The 16,230-nt window shown below is 69.6% G+C and carries 15 protein-coding genes; 8 read left to right on the top strand and 7 right to left on the bottom strand.

Features of this window, described 5'->3' with window-relative positions:
- Positions 1 to 27: 27 nt before the first annotated feature.
- Positions 28 to 2,502 carry a glycoside hydrolase family 3 protein gene (locus ABC270_RS16775; RefSeq protein WP_412881858.1) on the top strand — a complete coding sequence of 825 codons (2,475 nt, stop codon included), beginning with the start codon at positions 28 to 30 and terminating at the stop codon, positions 2,500 to 2,502.
- A 457-nt stretch (positions 2,503 to 2,959) separates the two neighbouring features.
- Here the strand turns inward: ABC270_RS16775 and ABC270_RS16770 are convergent, their stop codons facing one another.
- Positions 2,960 to 3,973 carry an LLM class flavin-dependent oxidoreductase gene (locus ABC270_RS16770; protein WP_412881857.1) on the bottom strand — a complete coding sequence of 338 codons (1,014 nt, stop codon included), beginning with the start codon at positions 3,971 to 3,973 and terminating at the stop codon, positions 2,960 to 2,962.
- 129 nt (positions 3,974 to 4,102) lie between these two features.
- On the opposite strand from ABC270_RS16770, the gene ABC270_RS16765 reads away from it, so the two are divergent.
- A complete protein-coding gene (locus tag ABC270_RS16765; RefSeq protein ID WP_412881856.1) occupies positions 4,103 to 6,664 on the top strand; it encodes a DEAD/DEAH box helicase in 2,562 nt (853 codons plus the stop codon).
- Positions 6,665 to 6,788: 124 nt separating this feature from the next.
- Positions 6,789 to 7,040: a DUF6458 family protein gene (locus ABC270_RS16760; protein ID WP_412881855.1), complete on the top strand. Its 252-nt coding sequence runs from the start codon at positions 6,789 to 6,791 to the stop codon at positions 7,038 to 7,040.
- Between the two features lie 28 nt (positions 7,041 to 7,068).
- On the opposite strand, the gene ABC270_RS16755 is transcribed toward ABC270_RS16760, so the two are convergent.
- From ABC270_RS16755 to ABC270_RS16745, 3 genes are read right to left on the bottom strand one after another with little or no spacing between them, the layout of a single operon-like run.
- A complete protein-coding gene (locus ABC270_RS16755) occupies positions 7,069 to 7,653 on the bottom strand; it encodes a hypothetical protein (RefSeq protein ID WP_412881854.1) in 585 nt (194 codons plus the stop codon).
- Positions 7,653 to 8,174, bottom strand: a complete 522-nt coding sequence (locus ABC270_RS16750) for a ribonuclease H family protein (protein ID WP_290133825.1) — start codon at positions 8,172 to 8,174, stop codon at positions 7,653 to 7,655. Before ABC270_RS16750 ends, ABC270_RS16755 begins: the two co-directional genes overlap by 1 nt.
- 55 nt (positions 8,175 to 8,229) lie before the next feature.
- The gene (locus ABC270_RS16745) at positions 8,230 to 9,066 is read right to left on the bottom strand and encodes a hypothetical protein (RefSeq protein WP_412881853.1); all 837 of its coding nucleotides are present in this window, start codon (positions 9,064 to 9,066) and stop codon (positions 8,230 to 8,232) included.
- A gap of 119 nt (positions 9,067 to 9,185) precedes the next feature.
- On the opposite strand from ABC270_RS16745, the gene ABC270_RS16740 reads away from it, so the two are divergent.
- Positions 9,186 to 9,524: a hypothetical protein gene (locus tag ABC270_RS16740; RefSeq protein WP_412881852.1), complete on the top strand. Its 339-nt coding sequence runs from the start codon at positions 9,186 to 9,188 to the stop codon at positions 9,522 to 9,524.
- A 7-nt stretch (positions 9,525 to 9,531) separates the two neighbouring features.
- On the opposite strand, the gene ABC270_RS16735 is transcribed toward ABC270_RS16740, so the two are convergent.
- Positions 9,532 to 10,104, bottom strand: coding sequence for a hypothetical protein (locus tag ABC270_RS16735; RefSeq protein ID WP_412881851.1), 573 nt, complete (start codon positions 10,102 to 10,104; stop codon positions 9,532 to 9,534).
- A gap of 136 nt (positions 10,105 to 10,240) precedes the next feature.
- Between ABC270_RS16735 and ABC270_RS16730 the strand changes: the two genes are divergently transcribed.
- Positions 10,241 to 10,693 carry an acetyltransferase gene (locus ABC270_RS16730; protein WP_412881850.1) on the top strand — a complete coding sequence of 151 codons (453 nt, stop codon included), beginning with the start codon at positions 10,241 to 10,243 and terminating at the stop codon, positions 10,691 to 10,693.
- Positions 10,694 to 10,726: 33 nt separating this feature from the next.
- Here the strand turns inward: ABC270_RS16730 and ABC270_RS16725 are convergent, their stop codons facing one another.
- Both ABC270_RS16725 and ABC270_RS16720 read right to left on the bottom strand, forming a co-directional pair.
- Entirely contained in the window at positions 10,727 to 11,545 is an 819-nt protein-coding gene (locus ABC270_RS16725; RefSeq protein ID WP_412881849.1) for an aldo/keto reductase, read from the bottom strand.
- A gap of 125 nt (positions 11,546 to 11,670) precedes the next feature.
- Positions 11,671 to 12,876, bottom strand: a complete 1,206-nt coding sequence (locus tag ABC270_RS16720; protein WP_412881848.1) for an MFS transporter — start codon at positions 12,874 to 12,876, stop codon at positions 11,671 to 11,673.
- 412 nt (positions 12,877 to 13,288) lie between these two features.
- Here ABC270_RS16720 and nrdH point away from each other — a divergent pair, with 412 nt between their 5' ends.
- The 3 genes from nrdH to nrdE all read left to right on the top strand — a co-directional run bounded on the left by nrdH (position 13,289) and on the right by nrdE (position 16,170).
- The gene (gene nrdH / locus ABC270_RS16715) at positions 13,289 to 13,522 is read left to right on the top strand and encodes a glutaredoxin-like protein NrdH (RefSeq protein WP_022904483.1); all 234 of its coding nucleotides are present in this window, start codon (positions 13,289 to 13,291) and stop codon (positions 13,520 to 13,522) included.
- A gap of 108 nt (positions 13,523 to 13,630) precedes the next feature.
- Entirely contained in the window at positions 13,631 to 14,047 is a 417-nt protein-coding gene (gene nrdI / locus ABC270_RS16710) for a class Ib ribonucleoside-diphosphate reductase assembly flavoprotein NrdI (protein WP_412881847.1), read from the top strand.
- Positions 14,048 to 14,064: 17 nt separating this feature from the next.
- Positions 14,065 to 16,170 carry a class 1b ribonucleoside-diphosphate reductase subunit alpha gene (gene nrdE, locus ABC270_RS16705; protein WP_412881846.1) on the top strand — a complete coding sequence of 702 codons (2,106 nt, stop codon included), beginning with the start codon at positions 14,065 to 14,067 and terminating at the stop codon, positions 16,168 to 16,170.
- Positions 16,171 to 16,230: the final 60 nt, after the last annotated feature.

The following is a 16,230-nucleotide window of genomic DNA, read 5'->3' as shown; positions in this document are numbered from 1 at the left end:
CCCGCCCCCACGAAAGGACCGACCACCGTGACCATCGTGAACGAGACGACCCGTGCCTCCAGTCCGCTGGCCGAGCGCATCGACGCGCTCGTCGACCAGCTGACCACCGAGGAGAAGGTGCAGCTGCTCACCGGACGTGACTTCTGGACCACCTGGCCCGTGGAGAAGATCGGGCTCCGCCGCATCCTCATGTCGGACGGCCCCTCGGGCGTCCGCGGCGAGGTGTGGGACGAGCGAGACCCGTCGCTGAACCTACCGTCGGCCACGGCGCTGTCCGCGAGCTGGGACCGGGCGATCGCCAAGCGCTACGGCGCGGCCGCCGCCGTCGAGGCCCGACGCAAGGGCGTCGACGTGGTCCTCGGCCCGACGATCAACCTGCACCGCTCGCCCCTCGGCGGCCGGCACTTCGAGGCGTTCAGCGAGGACCCCGTGCTCACCGCCGACCTCGCGGCCAGCTACGTCGAGGGCGTGCAGGAGAACGGCGTCGCCGCGACCCCGAAGCACTACATCGCCAACGACTACGAGACCGACCGCTTCACCGCCTCGACCGAGGTGTCCGACCGGGCCCTGCGCGAGCTCTACCTGCTCGCGTTCGAGAAGGCCGTCACCGAGGCGCACGCATGGGCGATCATGTCGTCCTACAACTCGATCAACGGGGTGACCGCGTCGGAGCACGACCTGCTCGAGACGCCGCTGAACTCGGAGTGGGGCTTCGACGGCATCGTCGTCTCCGACTGGACCGGCGTCCGCTCGGTCGACTCGGCGAAGGCGTCGCAGGACGTCGCGATGCCCGGGCCGAACCCGTGGTGGAGCGAGGGGCCGCTGCTGTCGGCCGTCGAGTCCGGCGACGTGCCGATGGACGCGATCGACCGGAAGGTCCGCCGCATCCTGGTACTCGCCGCCCGGGTCGGCGCCCTCGAGGGCTTCGAGCCCGTGGCCGTGAAGCCCACGCACGTCGAGGACGGCGTCGCGTTCGTCCGCGAGGCCGAGGCGGAGGGCACCGTCCTCGTCCGCAACACCGGGATCCTGCCGCTCGACGCGGGCGCGGTGTCTCGCGTCGCGCTGCTCGGGCACAACGCCGACCAGGCCCGCAGTCAGGGCGGCGGCTCCGCGACCGTCGTGCCGTCGCACGTCGTGACGCCCGTCGAGGGGATCCGTGCCGCGTTCCCGAGCGCGACGGTGGACTACGCGATCGGCGCGGTCGTGCAGGAGGGCATCGCCGAGTTCCCGCTGTCGACCATCACCAACCCGTCGACCGGCGAGCCCGGTGCCCGCGTCGCGTTCGTCCGCGACGGCGCCGAGCTGTACGTCGAGGACCGCCGGGCGACCGCGCTCTTCTGGTTCGGCGGCGACGCCCCGACCCGCGAGGCCGACCGGCTCGACATCACCACCACCTACACCGCACCGACGACCGGCACCGTCCGCATCGGCATCGGCGCGGCCGGACACTCCCGGATGTGGATCGACGGCGAGCTCCTCCTCGACGAGGAGGTCGGCTTCGAGGGCGACCAGCTCGGTGCCGCGTTCCTCAACCCGCCGGCGCGGTCGGTCCCGGTCGAGGTCGAGGCCGGCCAGCAGGTCGCGATCCGCATCGAGTACGACGTCATCCAGGACGAGACGCTCGGTGGCGTCCTCGCGTACCAGTTCGGCACCGAGCCGAGCGACGAGGACCCGGCCGTCCTGATCGAGGAAGCCGTCAGGACCGCGACCGGCGCGGACGTCGCCGTGGTCGTCGTGGGCACGAACAGCAAGGTCGAGTCCGAGGGCTACGACCGCGACTCCCTCGCGCTGCCCGGGCACCAGGACGACCTCGTCCGGGCCGTGGCCGCCGCCAACCCGAACACCGTCGTGGTGGTCAACTCCGGCTCCCCGGTCGAGATGCCCTGGCGGGACGACGTCGCCGCGGTCCTCCTGACGTGGTTCGGCGGGCAGGAGTACGGCAACGCCCTCGCCGACGTGCTCACCGGTGCCGCAGAGCCCGGCGGGCGCCTGCCCACCACCTGGCCTGCGACGCTCGAGGACGTCCCCGTGTCGAACGTCACCCCGGTGGACGGCAAGGTCGCCTACGACGAGGGCGTGCACATCGGCTACCGGGCGTGGCTCCGTGCCGGCACCGAGCCGGCGTACCCGTTCGGTCACGGCCTCGGCTACACGACCTGGACCATCGACGGTGTCGCGGCGACCCCGACGGTCCGCGAGGGCGACGCCGTGATCGTCACCGCGACGGTCACGAACACCGGCGCCCGGCACGGCAAGCACGTCGTGCAGGTCTACGCCTCGCGGGCCGACTCCGCGGTCGACCGGCCGGTCCGCTGGCTCGTGGGGTTCGCCCCAGTACGCCTCGACGCCGGCGCCTCCACCGAGGTGTCGATCGAGGTGTCTGCCCGTGCGTTCGCGCACTGGGACGGTGCGTGGGCGTACGAGCCCGGGACCTTCACGCTGCACGTCGGGGCGTCGGTCACGGACGAGGCCGGCACCACGACCCTCGAACTGGAGCAGTGATCACATCCGGTTTCCGCGCGGGCGCGCGGTGCATTCAGTAACATGAATCCGCGCGTTCCGGCTGGTTACCGGTCGCGTACACACCACCAACGGCGTCGTCGTGTGTGCGAGCCGATCTCCTGATCCGATCGGTCAGCCCGGATGACGCTGGTGTGTCCAGGATGCGCCCCCACGCTCTGCGCGGGGGCGCATTCGTCGTTCCGCCTCCGCCATGCCCGCAATCGATGTCGGAATTCGATGACGAACGTTCACCTTGACGCGCCGAATCCCGCAGTCTCCGTGTGACAACGCCGTGGCGAAGTGCAACTATGGACCCACCATCCCGTACGGATCAGGGACGGGATGGTCATCCGGTTCGGGGCCCGGGGGAACTCACCAGCCCGGTCGCGGGCCCCGCCGGATGCCATCCGGTCGTGCGGTCCCAGCCAGCGCGGGGTGCGGACGCGACCTGCCAGGCTCAGCCCGCTCGGAGCGCCGGGGCGACCTGCTCGGCGACGATCTGCAGGATGCGCTCGTGCGCGGCCGCGTCGCCGTTCGCCGGCAGGGTGATCACGAGCTCGTCCGTCGCCGACACTGCCGGGTCCGCGAGGAGCGTCTCGGTGATCTGCTCGACGGACCCCTGGACCACCGTGCTGAAGCGGAACGGCGGTCCGGAGAGCGGGCGGCCCTCGTCGTCCATGCCCGCCGCGTACCCGGTCAGGAACTCCTCGTGCACCGCGCGGTCGTGATCGTCGAGCAGCGGCACGACGATCCGACCGACGGCGACCTTCGGCGTCCGGTCGGGGTGGAGCTCCGCGAAGCGCTCCCGGTAGGCCGCGACCTGGTCCGCCTGCGCCACCGCGAACGGCGCACCCGTGTCCTCGGTGTTCAGCGTCGAGCAGTGCAGCAGCAGGCCCTTCTCGGCCGTCCGGACCGCCGTGCCCATGCTGCCGCCGCCCCACCAGACCCGGTCGCGCAGCCCGGTGCTCAGCGGCTGCAGGGTCAGGTCCGCCCCGGCCGGGATGCTCTCGTAGCCCGTCCCCGCCGTGCCGAGCGGTTCACCCTGCAGGACCTCGAGGAGTCGCGCGGCGCGAGCCTCGGCCTCGTCGCGGAAGCTCCGTTCGACCGAGCCGAACACCGGGTCGAGGATCGGCCCGTAGCCGGCGATGCCGGTGCTGATCCCGAGCTGCACCCGGCCGCCGCTCAGGAGGTCGACGGTGCTGGCGTCCTCCGCCAGTCGCACCGGGTCCTCGTACCGCATACCGAGGACCGCGGTGCCGAAGCCGATCGTCGACGTGCGCTGCGCCGCGGCTGCGAAGAACGTCATCGGGCTCGTCAGGAACGGTTCGAAGTGCCGTCCGCGCACCCAACCGGTGCCGTAGCCGAACGACTCGGCCGCGGTGAAGAGCCGCAAGCCGTCCTCCAGCGCTGCCGCGGCACCTGCGGTGCCACCGTGGTTCGGGACGAAGGAGAGGAAGCCGAGTTCGCGCATGTCGCGAGTCTATGCGCGCGTATGAAGTGGCGTCTGCGGCTCGGTCGATCCGGACTGGAGGCGCAGGGCGGGCCCGCGCCGCGCCTCCAGTCCGTCTCGTCGTCACCACCCACCTGGGAGGATGGACGCATGACCGACGTCACCACCCAGCCCCCGCTCGTCGCCGCCCTGCCGGCGGCGGTCGACGGTGTCGTCGACCCGGACGCCGTCTACGAGGCGTTCGCCACATGGGCCGCCGAGGGCGGCCGACCGCTCTACCCGGCGCAGGACGAAGCGGTCATCGAACTCGTCTCCGGAGCGAACGTCGTCCTCTCGACGCCGACCGGCACCGGCAAGTCACTGGTCGCCGCCGGCGCACACTTCACGGCGCTCGCCGAGGGCAAGCGGAGCTACTACACGGCGCCGATCAAGGCCCTCGTGTCCGAGAAGTTCTTCCAGCTCGTCGACCTGTTCGGCGCGGAGAACGTCGGCATGGTGACGGGCGACTCGAGTGTCAACGGTGACGCGCCGATCGTGTGCTGCACGGCGGAGATCCTCGCCAACCTCGCGCTGCGCCAGGGGCCGGACGCCGAGGTGGACGTCGTCGTCATGGACGAGTTCCACTTCTACGGCGACCCCGACCGCGGCTGGGCGTGGCAGGTGCCGCTGCTCGTGCTCGAACGCGCCCAGTTCCTCCTCATGTCTGCGACCCTCGGCGACGTCACCACCATCGCGGACGACCTGTCCCGCCGCACCGGACGACCGACGGCGCGGGTGACCGGTGTCTCCCGGCCGGTGCCGCTGTCGTACGACTACGTCATGACGCCCGTGCAGGAGACGGTCGAACGGCTGCTCGACGAGGGCAAGGCGCCGATCTACATCGTGCACTTCGCGCAGGCCGCGGCGCTCGAGCGTGCGCAGGCGCTCATGTCGGTGAAGGTCGCGTCACGCGAACGCCGTGACCAGATCGCGGAGGCGGTCGCGGGCTTCCGGTTCAGCGCCGGCTTCGGGCAGACCCTCTCGAAGCTCATCCGCGCGGGCATCGGCGTCCACCACGCCGGGATGCTCCCCAAGTACCGGCGGCTCGTCGAACAGCTCGCACAGCGCGGGCTCCTGCCGGTCATCTGCGGGACCGACACCCTCGGCGTCGGGATCAACGTCCCCATCCGATCGGTGCTGCTCACCGGCCTGACGAAGTTCGACGGCTCGAGGATGCGGCAGCTGTCGGCACGTGAGTTCCACCAGATCGCCGGCCGGGCCGGACGCGCCGGGTACGACACCGAGGGCGACGTCGTGGCGGAGGCGCCCGAGCACGAGATCGAGAACGCCCGCGCCCTCGCGAAGGCCGGCGACGACCCGAAGAAGAAGGGGAAGATCAAGAAGAAGAAGGCCCCCGACGGGTTCGTCTCCTGGGGGCAGGCCTCCTTCGAGAAGCTGATCGCCGCCGAGCCCGAGCCGATGGTGTCGCGGATGCGGATCACGCACGCGATGGTGCTCTCCGTCGTCGCCCGCGGTGGATCGGCGTTCGAGTCGGTGCGGAGCCTGGTGTTCGACAACCACGAGCCGCGCGCCCGGCAGCTCGCGATGGCTCGGCGGGCCCTCGTCATCGCCAGGACCCTCATCAACGCGCGGGTCATCGAGAAGGTCGACGGCGAGTACCGGCTGACCGTCGACGTCGCGCCGAACTTCGCGCTCAACCAGCCGCTGTCGCCGTTCGCGCTCGCCGCGTTCGAGCTGCTCGACCCGTCCTCGCCGACGTACGCGCTGGACATGGTCTCGATCGTCGAATCCACGCTCGACGACCCGCGCGCGATCCTCGCGCAGCAGCAGTTCAAGGAGCGCGGCGAAGAGGTCGAGCGGATGAAGCGCGAGGGCATCGAGTACGAGGAGCGGATGGAGCTGCTCGAGGAGGTCACCTGGCCGAAGCCGCTCGACGAACTGCTGACGGCCGCGTACGAGGCCTACGCCGCCGAGCAGCCGTGGGTCCTCGACTTCACGCTCTCACCCAAGGCCGTCGTCCGGGACATGTACGAGCGGGCGATGACCTTCGGCGACTTCGTGCGGTTCTACCAGCTCACCCGCTCCGAGGGACTCGTCCTCCGGTACCTCTCCGACGCCTACCGCACCATGCGCCAGACCATCACCGAGGAACAGCGCACCCCCGAGCTCGACGACCTCATCGAGTGGCTCGGCGAGGTCGTCAAGCAGACCGACTACTCGCTCGTCGACGAGTGGGAGGCGCTGCTCAACGGGGACGTCGCGCTCGCCGAGGCGGAGCACGACGAGATCGCGCCGCCGCAGCCCGCCCGCCTCACCGGGAACGTCCGCGCCTTCCGGGTGCTCGTCCGCAACGCCTTGTTCCAGCGGGTGCTGCTCGCCGCCGCCGACGACCCGGACGGCCTCGGGCAGCTCGACGCGACCAGCGGGTTCGACCGATCGGCGTGGGACAACGTGCTCGAGGAGTACTACGAGGCGCACGACTCGATCGGGACCGACGCGGACGCGCGGTCGATGCAGTACCTGGTCCTCGACGAGCACGGTGCCGGGCGGACGTGGCGGGCGCGGCAGATCTTCGCGGACCCGTCCGGCGACAAGGACTTCGGGTTCTCGGCGACGATCGACCTCGACGCGTCCGACGAGGCCGGTGAGGCGGTGGTCCGGGTGACCGAGATCGGCCGATTCGACGGGTGGGCCGAGGTGGACGTCGACTGACGGCTTCCGTGGCCCGGCAGCGCGACGTCTCCGAGCAGTCCGTGGGAACGCCCACGCCGGCGTCCGGGTACCTTCGACGACAGCCCGCCCCGTCCGGCGGCCGGGACCGTCGAGAGGAACCGCCATGCGCATCGGATCGAGCATCGCCCTGATCGTGATCGGCGCCATCGTGGCGTTCGCCCTGAACATCCAGCTCGCCGGGGTCGACCTCCGCTTGATCGGCTACATCCTGATGGCCGCCGGCGTCGTCCTGCTCATCATCAGTCTCGCGGTGGCGTTCGGTGGACGCCGCACGACGACCACCACCCGGAGCGGGATCGACCCGGCGTCCGGTGAGCAGATCACCCGGCAGGACCGTCGGGACGGGACCTACTGACGGCGCAGCCTGACCGACCGACTCGACTTCACCGGCTGCGGGTCCGGTGCAGGGCGGCGAGCAGGGCTTCGCCGTCCGCAACGTCGTAGAGCGCGAAGTTCCCGCGTCCGGGCGTGAGGTCGAGACCGGTGTTCGCGTACTGCCGCACCGCCTCGCTCCCGCCCGGGAACAGCGTGTCGAGGTGACGGGAGTCGTCCCACTCGACGGTGACGTGGCTGCCGGAGCGGTCGACGTACCAGTCGGTCCGGCTCGCGGATGTCTCCCGCACCCGACGCTCGTTCACCACGAGCACACGGCGGTCGGTGACCGCGTAGACGTCGGTCCGCTTGCGGTGCCGCTTCACGAGGAACCGGCCCGCGAGCACGTGCGCGGCAGCGACCGACAGCGCCACGAGGACGATGGCGGTCACGGGGTCAGCGCCCGACCGGAGCACCGCGACGTCGGCGACCGCGATGCCCGCCAAGAACAGCACGCTGAGCGGGATCAGCCACCGATCGGCGTCGACGAAGACGCGGGCCGGGTCGCTCCCGCCGACCCACAGGAGTTCCTCGCCGTCGTCGAGCCGAGACTCGACGAGGGACCGCGCGGCCCTGCCGTCCGGCACCGGACGCATCAGAACAGGGTCGCGGGCGGGGTCGCCTCGGGCAGGGGCTCCGGCTCGGTGACCTCGACGCCGGGCCAGCCCGGGCCGTGCGGCACGTCGGTGCCGTTCTGGTACGCGGTCGCCGCACCCCGGGCCCGCACGTCCGCGGCCTCGTTCATCTCGTGCCCGACGTGACCCCGGACCCACTCGAAGGTGACCTTCCGGCCCTGCAGTTCGGCGTCGAGTTCCTTGATGATCTCAACGTTGAGCACGGGCTTGCCGTCGGCCTTCCGCCAGCCCTTCCGCTTCCACCCCGCGAGCCATTCGGTGCAGGCCTTGATCGCGTACTGGCTGTCGCACAGGATGTGCAGCGGCTCGCCGGTGTCCTTCGTGGCGCGGAGCAGCTGCAGCACGGCGGTGAGTTCGCCCTGGTTGTTCGTCGCCTTCGGCCACCCGCCCGCCGCCCACCGGTCGTCGTCGACGTACCAGGCCCAGCCGGCGGGGCCGGGGTTGCCGAGGGCGGAGCCGTCTGCGGCGGCGACGATCGTCACGATGGGACCTCCAGGTGGTGCGGGTGCTGGACCACCGTAACGGAGGGCGGTGACCTCAGCGGTTCGCGGGGTCGAGGTTGAGTGTCGTGCCCTCGATCAACCACTCCTCGGCGCCGCGCGTCTCGAGGTAGGGGTTCAGCCAGCGCAGCTGCGCGGGGGTCACGCCGAAGCGTTCGGTCACGGTCGTCAGCTCGTCGCCGTGGGACACACCGTAGGAGGTGGGTGTGCCGTTGCTGTCCCGCACCCAGCCGTACGCGCCGGGCCGAGCCTTCCCGACCGTGACCCGGAGGCCCGGGTACGGGTTCGGGAGTGTCCAGTCGAGGCTGCCGACCGCCAGCACCGAGCCGACCCACGGGCGGTCGTCGGACTCGGAGCCGTCCTCGTTCGGCATCGGGACCAGCACCGCACTGGAGAGGTAGTCCGGTGTCCTGCCCGCGTCGTCGAGCGGTACCGTCGCAGGCGCCGACGTCCCGCTCCACTGCACCTGGCTCCGGACCACCGTGTCGTACCCGTCGGCGTAGTCGGCCGGGCGGTGGCGGAACTGCAGGGCGATGGGCTGCGGGTTGGTGGTCCGGTAGTCGGACAGCTCAGCGTCGAACAGCCCGTCCGCCCGTTGCACGATCCGGACGTGGAGGCTGGTCTCACCCGACTTCGAGACGACGTCGGTCTCGGCGGCGACGCTGCCCGGCGCGAGCACCGGCGTGGCGCTCGGGGTGGGAGCCGGTGTCGCCGTACGGGAACCGCCGCCGTCGGGCCCCGCGGCGGCCGTCCTCGTCGGTGCCGGCGCGGAGTCGTCCCCGCCGAACAACGAGCAGCTGCTCAGCACGAGCATCGTCATCGCTGCCACCGCCGTCGCCCCGAGCGCCACGATCGTCCTGGTCCTGCGTTCCACGTCGTTCCCCCTCGCCACGACCCTAGTGCGATGCCGCCGCGCGGCCAGGGCAACGGGAACCGGACGACGGCGGTCGTGACCGAACCGTTGCCGGAGGCCACCGGCCTACTGTGCAGACCATGAGCGACAGCATCCCCCAGGCCCCCGGTCCCGACGAGTCCGACGACCGCGCCCGCAACGACGAGCTGCGTGACGCCGCGCACCACGAGGGCGCCGACGGCCTCGACGACCGCGCCCAGCGCGCGGCGGACACCTCCTACAGCCCGTCGAGCGAGCGCGAGACCGTCGCTTCGCAGACGCAGCAGCGTGACGACGCCGACCTCCGCGAGGACGGCATCGACCCGTCCCGCATCGTGGCGGCTCCCGGCACCGGGGGAGCGGACGACGCCGGCGACGTCGAGCCGGAGCCGGGCGACCTGAACCTGCCCTGGCAGTCCGAGGCGGACCGGCAGGGCTGATCGAGCCTCAGCGGGTGGCGAGCTCGAGCGACCGGACGAGCTCGTCGCCGTCACGCACGTCCCAGAACGCGAACGACTGCGGACCGAACAACCCGTCGAGCCCGGTGTTCGCGTAGATCCGTGCGACGCCGCCGCCCATCGACAGCGAGCGGACGTCCGAGCGGTCGCCCTCGTTCCACTCGACCGTGCAGTGGCGTCGCTCGCGGTCCCAGGTCGTCGAACGATCCGTCCGCCCGACGGGGACCTCACGCGTCGACCTCGGCGTGAGGATGAGCGCGCGCCGGTTCGTGACCGCGTAGGTCGTCGTGCGCTTGCGGTGTCGCTTGACGAGGAACCGGCCGACGACGATGTGGAGGCCGATCACGACGAACACGCCGCCGAACAACACGGGGAACCACGGCGCCCCGCTGTCGACCGCCTGCGACTCCCAGAACACCGCGAACCCGCACCACAGGAGCGAGAACGGCACGAGGAACGCGTCGCGTGGGGCGAAGACCTTCGCCGGGTCGCTCGTGCCGGCCCAGAGCAGCTGCTCGTCGGCCCGGAGGTGTTCGCGAGCAGTCTGCTGAGGATCGGTCATGCTGTAGAACCTACGGCGCGCTCCCGCGGTCGGTTCGTGAAGGTGTACCCCGAGGCCGCCGAGCGGGGGCACTCGACGTGACGCTCCCGACACCCGCTGCGATCATGGGCGGATGTCCTCATCAGGGAACTCGACCGTGCCACCTCTGAGGCTGCGGCCGTCGACCGGCTCTGCAGAACACCCGTCACTCGTCGGGATCTGGCGCAGCGCCGTGGACGTCAGCCACGACTTCCTCGCGCGGGCTCACCGCGACGAGATCGAGAGCCACCTGGAGTCGGACTACTTCCCAGGAGTGGTCCTCTCGGTCGCGGAGCGCTCTGATCGGCCGGTGGGGTTCTCCGGCGTCCTCGACGGGAACCTGGAGATGCTGTTCATCGAGGCGACAGAACGCGGAACCGGGGTCGGAACGGCGCTCCTCGAGCACGCGATCACGGAGCACGGTGTCACCACGGTCGACGTCAACGAGCACAACTCCGCCGCCCTGCGCTTCTACGCTCGTCGAGGGTTCGAGGTCGTCGGTCGGAGCGAGACGGACGAGGCCGGTCGGCCGTACCCGTTGCTCCACCTGCGACTCGCTGTCCGATCCTGACCCGGGGCGTGCGAGGCGCCTCGGCCGCCCGCCCTACGACACCGAGTCCGGGTGCGACCCGGTCCGCTGCCCGGACTCGAGCGTCGCGATCGCCGCGAGGTCGTCCTCGGTCAGCTCGAAATCGTCGATGTCGATGTTCGAGCGGATCCGCTCGGGCGTCACCGACTTCGGCAGCACCACCACGCCCTGCTGCACGTTCCACCGCACGAGCACCTGCGCGACGCTCACACCGTGCGTCTCCGCGATCCCGCTGAGCACCGGTTCGTCCACGAGACGCCCACGGCCGAGCGGCGACCACGCCTCGGTCACGATGCCGTGCTCGGCGTGGAACGCCATCAGCTCGTGCTGCGGCAGCCACGGGTGCCGTTCGACCTGGTTCACCGTGGGCACCTCGCCCGTCTCGTCGATGATCCGCTCGAGGTGCGGCACCTGGAAGTTCGAGACACCCACGCTCCGCGCCCGACCCGACGCACGCAGCTCGACGAGCGTGCGCCACGTCTCCACGTACTGGTCACGGGCCGCTGCCGGCCAGTGGATGAGGTAGAGGTCGACGGCGTCGAGCCCCAGGCGGTCGAGGCTCGCGTCGAACGCGCGCAGGGTCGCGTCGCGACCCTGGTGGTCGTTCCACACCTTGGTCGTCACGAAGACGTCGTCACGGTCCAACCTGGAGGCACGGATCGCCTCCCCGACGCCACGCTCGTTCCCGTACATCTCGGCGGTGTCGACGTGGCGGTACCCGGCGTCGAGTGCCGTGCCGACGGCGACGGCGGCCTCGGCGTCGTCGACCTTGTAGACGCCGAAGCCGACGGCGGGGATGCTCCGGCCGTCACGGAGGGGGATGGAGGTGACCATGCACCCATCCTGCCGATCGTGGCGGGCGTGCGTCGTGCCTCCCGGGCGTTGCTCGCACCACGTGATCGACGTCACGCGCGTTGATCGACGCGCGCAGTGTCGGAACGTGCGCGTTTCGTGATGACCTACGTCGGGAGGTTGACCGGCTCGGTGTCGGGGATCGGGCTCGCGTCGCGGCCGCGCAGGTCGGGCAGCCACTGCTTCGCGGCCAGGGGGAGCAGCACCCCGACCAGCGCCATGCCCGCGCCGACCATCAGCCCGCCGGTGGGGCCGTGCAGGTCGATGAGGAACCCGGCCACCGCGGAACCTCCGGCCGCGCCGATGAGCTGGCCGGTGCCCATCCAGCCGTACGCCTCGGCGGTGTCGGAGAACTTCACCGTCGCAGACACCGAGCCGAACATCACGGCGAGGGCCGGCGCGATGCCCGCACCCGCCACGAGGAGTGCCAAGCAGAGCCACCAGAAGTCCGTGCCGCCGACTGCGAGGGCGAGACCGACGAAGACGATCGCCATGCGGGTCCAGAGGGTGTTCGGTGAGATCGGGCGGTGGCCGAACGCGAGGCCGCCGAGCAGGGATCCGATCGCGAAGACCGCCAGGACGATGCCGGCGTTCGGGCTGCCCTCGCCGAAGACGCTCGTGACGCTGGCCTCGACCGCGGCGCAGGCACCGATGAGGAGCAGGCCGGTGAGGGTGGCGATGACGACCGAGGGGCGGCGCAGGACGACGCCGAAGGCCCGCTTCGACCGCGGGATGCGCACCCGGCCGAGTTCGGGGGAGGCGATGAACCACACGCCGCCGATGACGAGGAACGCCATCGCGACGACGATCGCCTCGACGGTGCCGATCTGCGTCGCGACGAAGGTCGTGATGACCGGTCCGGCGACCCAGATGAGCTCCTGCGCGCTCGCGTCGAGGGAGAAGAGCGGTGTGAGCTGCGCCGACGTCACCATCTTCGGGTAGATCGTGCGCACGGCCGGCTGGACCGGGGGCACCGCCAGGCCGCCGATGAACCCGACGACGACGTAGCCCCAGAGCGGCATCACCACGAAGCCGACGACGCCCATGCTCGCGAGCGCGACGATGCTCGTCAGGATCAGCACGGGACGCATGCCCCAGCTGCCCATCCACCGACTGGTGAGGGGCCCGGCGATCGCCTGCCCGATGCTGGTCGTCGCGAGGACGAGGCCGGCCGCGCCGTACGAGTCGAAGACGTGCTCGACGTGGAGCAGGTACGCGAGCGAGAGCATCCCGAACGGGAAGCGGGCGGTGAGCTGCGCGGCGATGACGCGACCGACGCCAGGGGTCTTCAGCAGGGGCCCGTACGTACTCACAAGAGGAGTGTACGGACCGGACGGACGGCGTGTCCCCCGGTCGGGGAGGTGTGCACGAGCGGCTCCTGTGCACCGTCCGTCGCCGGACTCCGCGACACGCCGATCGCGTTCCGCCCACAGGCGTGGAGGGATGTGTCCACAAGGTGTGGAGGAGTGTCGGTGGCGGGGGTCAGACTGGCGGAATCACGGGCCTCTCGCGACTGTTCACACTGTGGAGGGCGTTGTGGAGAACTACACGGCTGTAACACTTTCTCTTGTGGTCGGTCCCGGTGTCGGCCACTAGATGTAGTATCGAGTCACCGGGTCGCACCCGCTCTCTGCGGGCCCCGGAAGGCTTCAGAAGCACCACAGCAGTACAACCACCAGCACCACTGAACGACCCGCTCGACGGGCCGAGAACACAGGGGAGATCATGGCCGTCACCGTCTACACCAAGCCGTCCTGCGTCCAGTGCACCGCGACGTACCGAGCCCTCGACAACAAGGGCATCCAGTACGAGGTGCACGACGTCTCCACGGACGAGGCAGCCCTCGAACACGTCAAGAGCCTCGGCTACCTGCAGGCCCCGGTCGTCGTGACCGACGACGACCACTGGTCGGGCTTCCGCCCGGACAAGATCGCGACGCTCAGCGCCGAACTCGCGTGACCGCCGTGCGGGCCCGAACGGGCCCGCACGCACCCGGCCTGGAGGCGCCACCCGTCTCCGCCAGGCCGCCCCTGATCCGCTGTCCGCACCTCTGACCAAGGAGCGCACATGAGCAACCTCGTCTACTTCTCGAGCGTGTCCGGCTACACGGCCCGCTTCATCGAGAAGCTGGGGCTGCCGGCAGACCGGATCCCGCTCCTCCCGAGCGACCCGTTCCTCCACGCGGACGAGCCGTACGTGCTCGTGCTGCCGACCTACGGGGGCGGCAACGGGCAGGGCGCGGTCCCGAAGCAGGTCATCAAGTTCCTCAACGACGAACGCAACCGCTCCTTGATCCGCGGTGTGGTCGTCGGCGGCAACACGAACTTCGGCGAGGCCTACGGCCTCGCGGGGGACGTCATCGCGCAGAAGTGCGGCGTCCCCATCCTCTACCGTTTCGAGCTCTTCGGCACGCCTGACGACGTGCACGCAGTCACCACTGGATTGGAAGCATTTTGGACGCAGCAGTTGCAGACGTCGATCTGACGTCGCCGCAGACGGGGATGGACTACCACTCCCTCAACGCGATGCTCAACCTCTACGACGCGAACGGGAACATCCAGTTCGACAAGGACCGTGAGGCCGCCAAGCAGTTCTTCCTGCAGCACGTCAACCAGAACACCGTCTTCTTCCACAACCTGAAGGAGCGGCTCGACTACCTGGTCGAGAACGAGTACTACGAGCGCGAGACGATCGACCAGTACTCGCTCGAGTTCATTCAGAAGCTCAACGACCTGGCGTACTCGAAGAAGTTCCGGTTCCAGACGTTCCTCGGTGCGTTCAAGTACTACACGAGCTACACGCTCAAGACGTTCGACGGCAAGCGCTACCTCGAGCGCTTCGAGGACCGCGTCGTGATGACCGCCCTCGGCCTGGCGCAGGGCAACGAGCAGCTCGCGATCGACCTGGTGGAAGAGATCATCGCCGGTCGCTTCCAGCCCGCGACCCCGACGTTCCTCAACACCGCGAAGGCCCAGCGCGGCGAACTCGTCTCCTGCTTCCTCCTCCGCATCGAGGACAACATGGAGTCGATCTCGCGCGGCATCAACTCCTCGCTGCAGCTCTCGAAGCGCGGCGGCGGCGTGGCGCTGCTGCTCTCCAACATCCGCGAGGCCGGCGCCCCGATCAAGCAGATCGAGAACCAGTCCTCGGGCATCATCCCCGTGATGAAGCTGCTGGAAGACTCGTTCTCCTACGCGAACCAGCTCGGTGCGCGTCAGGGTGCCGGTGCCGTCTACCTGTCCGCGCACCACCCGGACATCATGAAGTTCCTCGACACCAAGCGCGAGAACGCCGACGAGAAGATCCGCATCAAGACGCTGTCGCTCGGTGTCGTCGTGCCGGACATCACGTTCGAGCTCGCGAAGAACAACGAGGACATGTACCTCTTCTCGCCGTACGACGTCGAGAAGGTCTACGGCATGCCGTTCGGTGACGTCCCGATCTCCGAGAACTACCGCGCGATGGTCGACGACTCGCGCATCAAGAAGACGAAGATCAAGGCGCGTGACTTCTTCACGACGATCGCCGAGATCCAGTTCGAGTCGGGCTACCCGTACATCGTGTTCGAGGACACGGTGAACAAGGCCAACCCGATCAAGGGTCGGATCAACATGTCCAACCTGTGCTCGGAGATCCTGCAGGTCAACACCCCGACCACCTTCAACAAGGACCTCTCGTACAAGGAGATCGGCAAGGACATCTCCTGCAACCTCGGCTCGCTCAACATCGCGCTGACGATGGACTCGCCGGACTTCGGCAAGACCATCGAGACCGCCATCCGCGGCCTCACCTCGGTGTCGCAGATGTCGCACATCTCGTCGGTGCGTTCCGTCGAGGACGGCAACGACAAGTCGCACGCCATCGGCCTCGGTCAGATGAACCTGCACGGCTACCTCGCTCGTGAGCGCGTGTACTACGGCTCGGAAGAGGGCATCGACTTCACGAACATCTACTTCTACACGGTGCTGTTCCACGCCCTGCGTGCCTCGAACAACATCGCGATCGAGACGGGGGAGACCTTCGACGGCTTCCGCGACTCGAAGTACGCGTCGGGTGAGTTCTTCGACAAGTACACCGACCAGGCGTGGACGCCGGCGACCGCCCGCGTCGCGGAGCTCTTCGCGAACGCGAACATCGCGATCCCGACGCAGGACGACTGGAAGGCGCTCAAGGCGTCCGTCCAGGAGCACGGCATCTACAACCAGAACCTCCAGGCCGTGCCGCCGACCGGTTCGATCTCGTACATCAACCACTCGACGTCGTCGATCCACCCGATCGCGTCGAAGATCGAGATCCGCAAGGAAGGCAAGCTCGGTCGCGTCTACTACCCGGCGCCGTTCATGACGAACGACAACCTGGACTACTACCAGGACGCGTACGAGATCGGCCCCGAGAAGATCATCGACACGTATGCCGCTGCCACGCAGCACGTCGACCAGGGTCTGTCGCTCACGCTGTTCTTCAAGGACACCGCGACCACGCGCGACATCAACAAGGCCCAGATCTACGCATGGCGCAAGGGCATCAAGACGATCTACTACATCCGTTTGCGCCAGCTCGCCCTCGAGGGCACCGAGGTCGAGGGCTGCGTCAGCTGCATGCTCTGATCGCTCACGCGATCACCCTTCGGACTGGAGGCGCGGGGCGGCCCCGCACCGCGCCTCCAG

Origin of the sequence: Curtobacterium phoenicis (genome assembly GCF_047238015.1) — a bacterium.
GTDB lineage: Bacteria > Actinomycetota > Actinomycetes > Actinomycetales > Microbacteriaceae > Curtobacterium.
The sequence above is the reverse complement of the archived record's forward strand: the minus strand, read 5'-3'. Positions and strand labels throughout refer to the sequence as shown.

Bases quoted from the DNA above. Each gene is read 5' to 3' on its own strand.
- ABC270_RS16770 (WP_412881857.1), bottom strand. From the start codon at position 3,973: ATGCGCGAACTCGGCTTCCTCTCCTTCGTCCCGAACCACGGTGGCACC.
- ABC270_RS16765 (WP_412881856.1), top strand. From the start codon at position 4,103: ATGACCGACGTCACCACCCAGCCCCCGCTCGTCGCCGCCCTGCCGGCG.
- ABC270_RS16760 (WP_412881855.1), top strand. From the start codon at position 6,789: ATGCGCATCGGATCGAGCATCGCCCTGATCGTGATCGGCGCCATCGTG.
- ABC270_RS16755 (WP_412881854.1), bottom strand. From the start codon at position 7,653: ATGCGTCCGGTGCCGGACGGCAGGGCCGCGCGGTCCCTCGTCGAGTCT.
- ABC270_RS16740 (WP_412881852.1), top strand. From the start codon at position 9,186: ATGAGCGACAGCATCCCCCAGGCCCCCGGTCCCGACGAGTCCGACGAC.
- ABC270_RS16735 (WP_412881851.1), bottom strand. From the start codon at position 10,104: ATGACCGATCCTCAGCAGACTGCTCGCGAACACCTCCGGGCCGACGAG.
- ABC270_RS16725 (WP_412881849.1), bottom strand. From the start codon at position 11,545: ATGGTCACCTCCATCCCCCTCCGTGACGGCCGGAGCATCCCCGCCGTC.
- nrdH (WP_022904483.1), top strand. From the start codon at position 13,289: ATGGCCGTCACCGTCTACACCAAGCCGTCCTGCGTCCAGTGCACCGCG.
- nrdI (WP_412881847.1), top strand. From the start codon at position 13,631: ATGAGCAACCTCGTCTACTTCTCGAGCGTGTCCGGCTACACGGCCCGC.
- nrdE (WP_412881846.1), top strand. From the start codon at position 14,065: ATGGACTACCACTCCCTCAACGCGATGCTCAACCTCTACGACGCGAAC.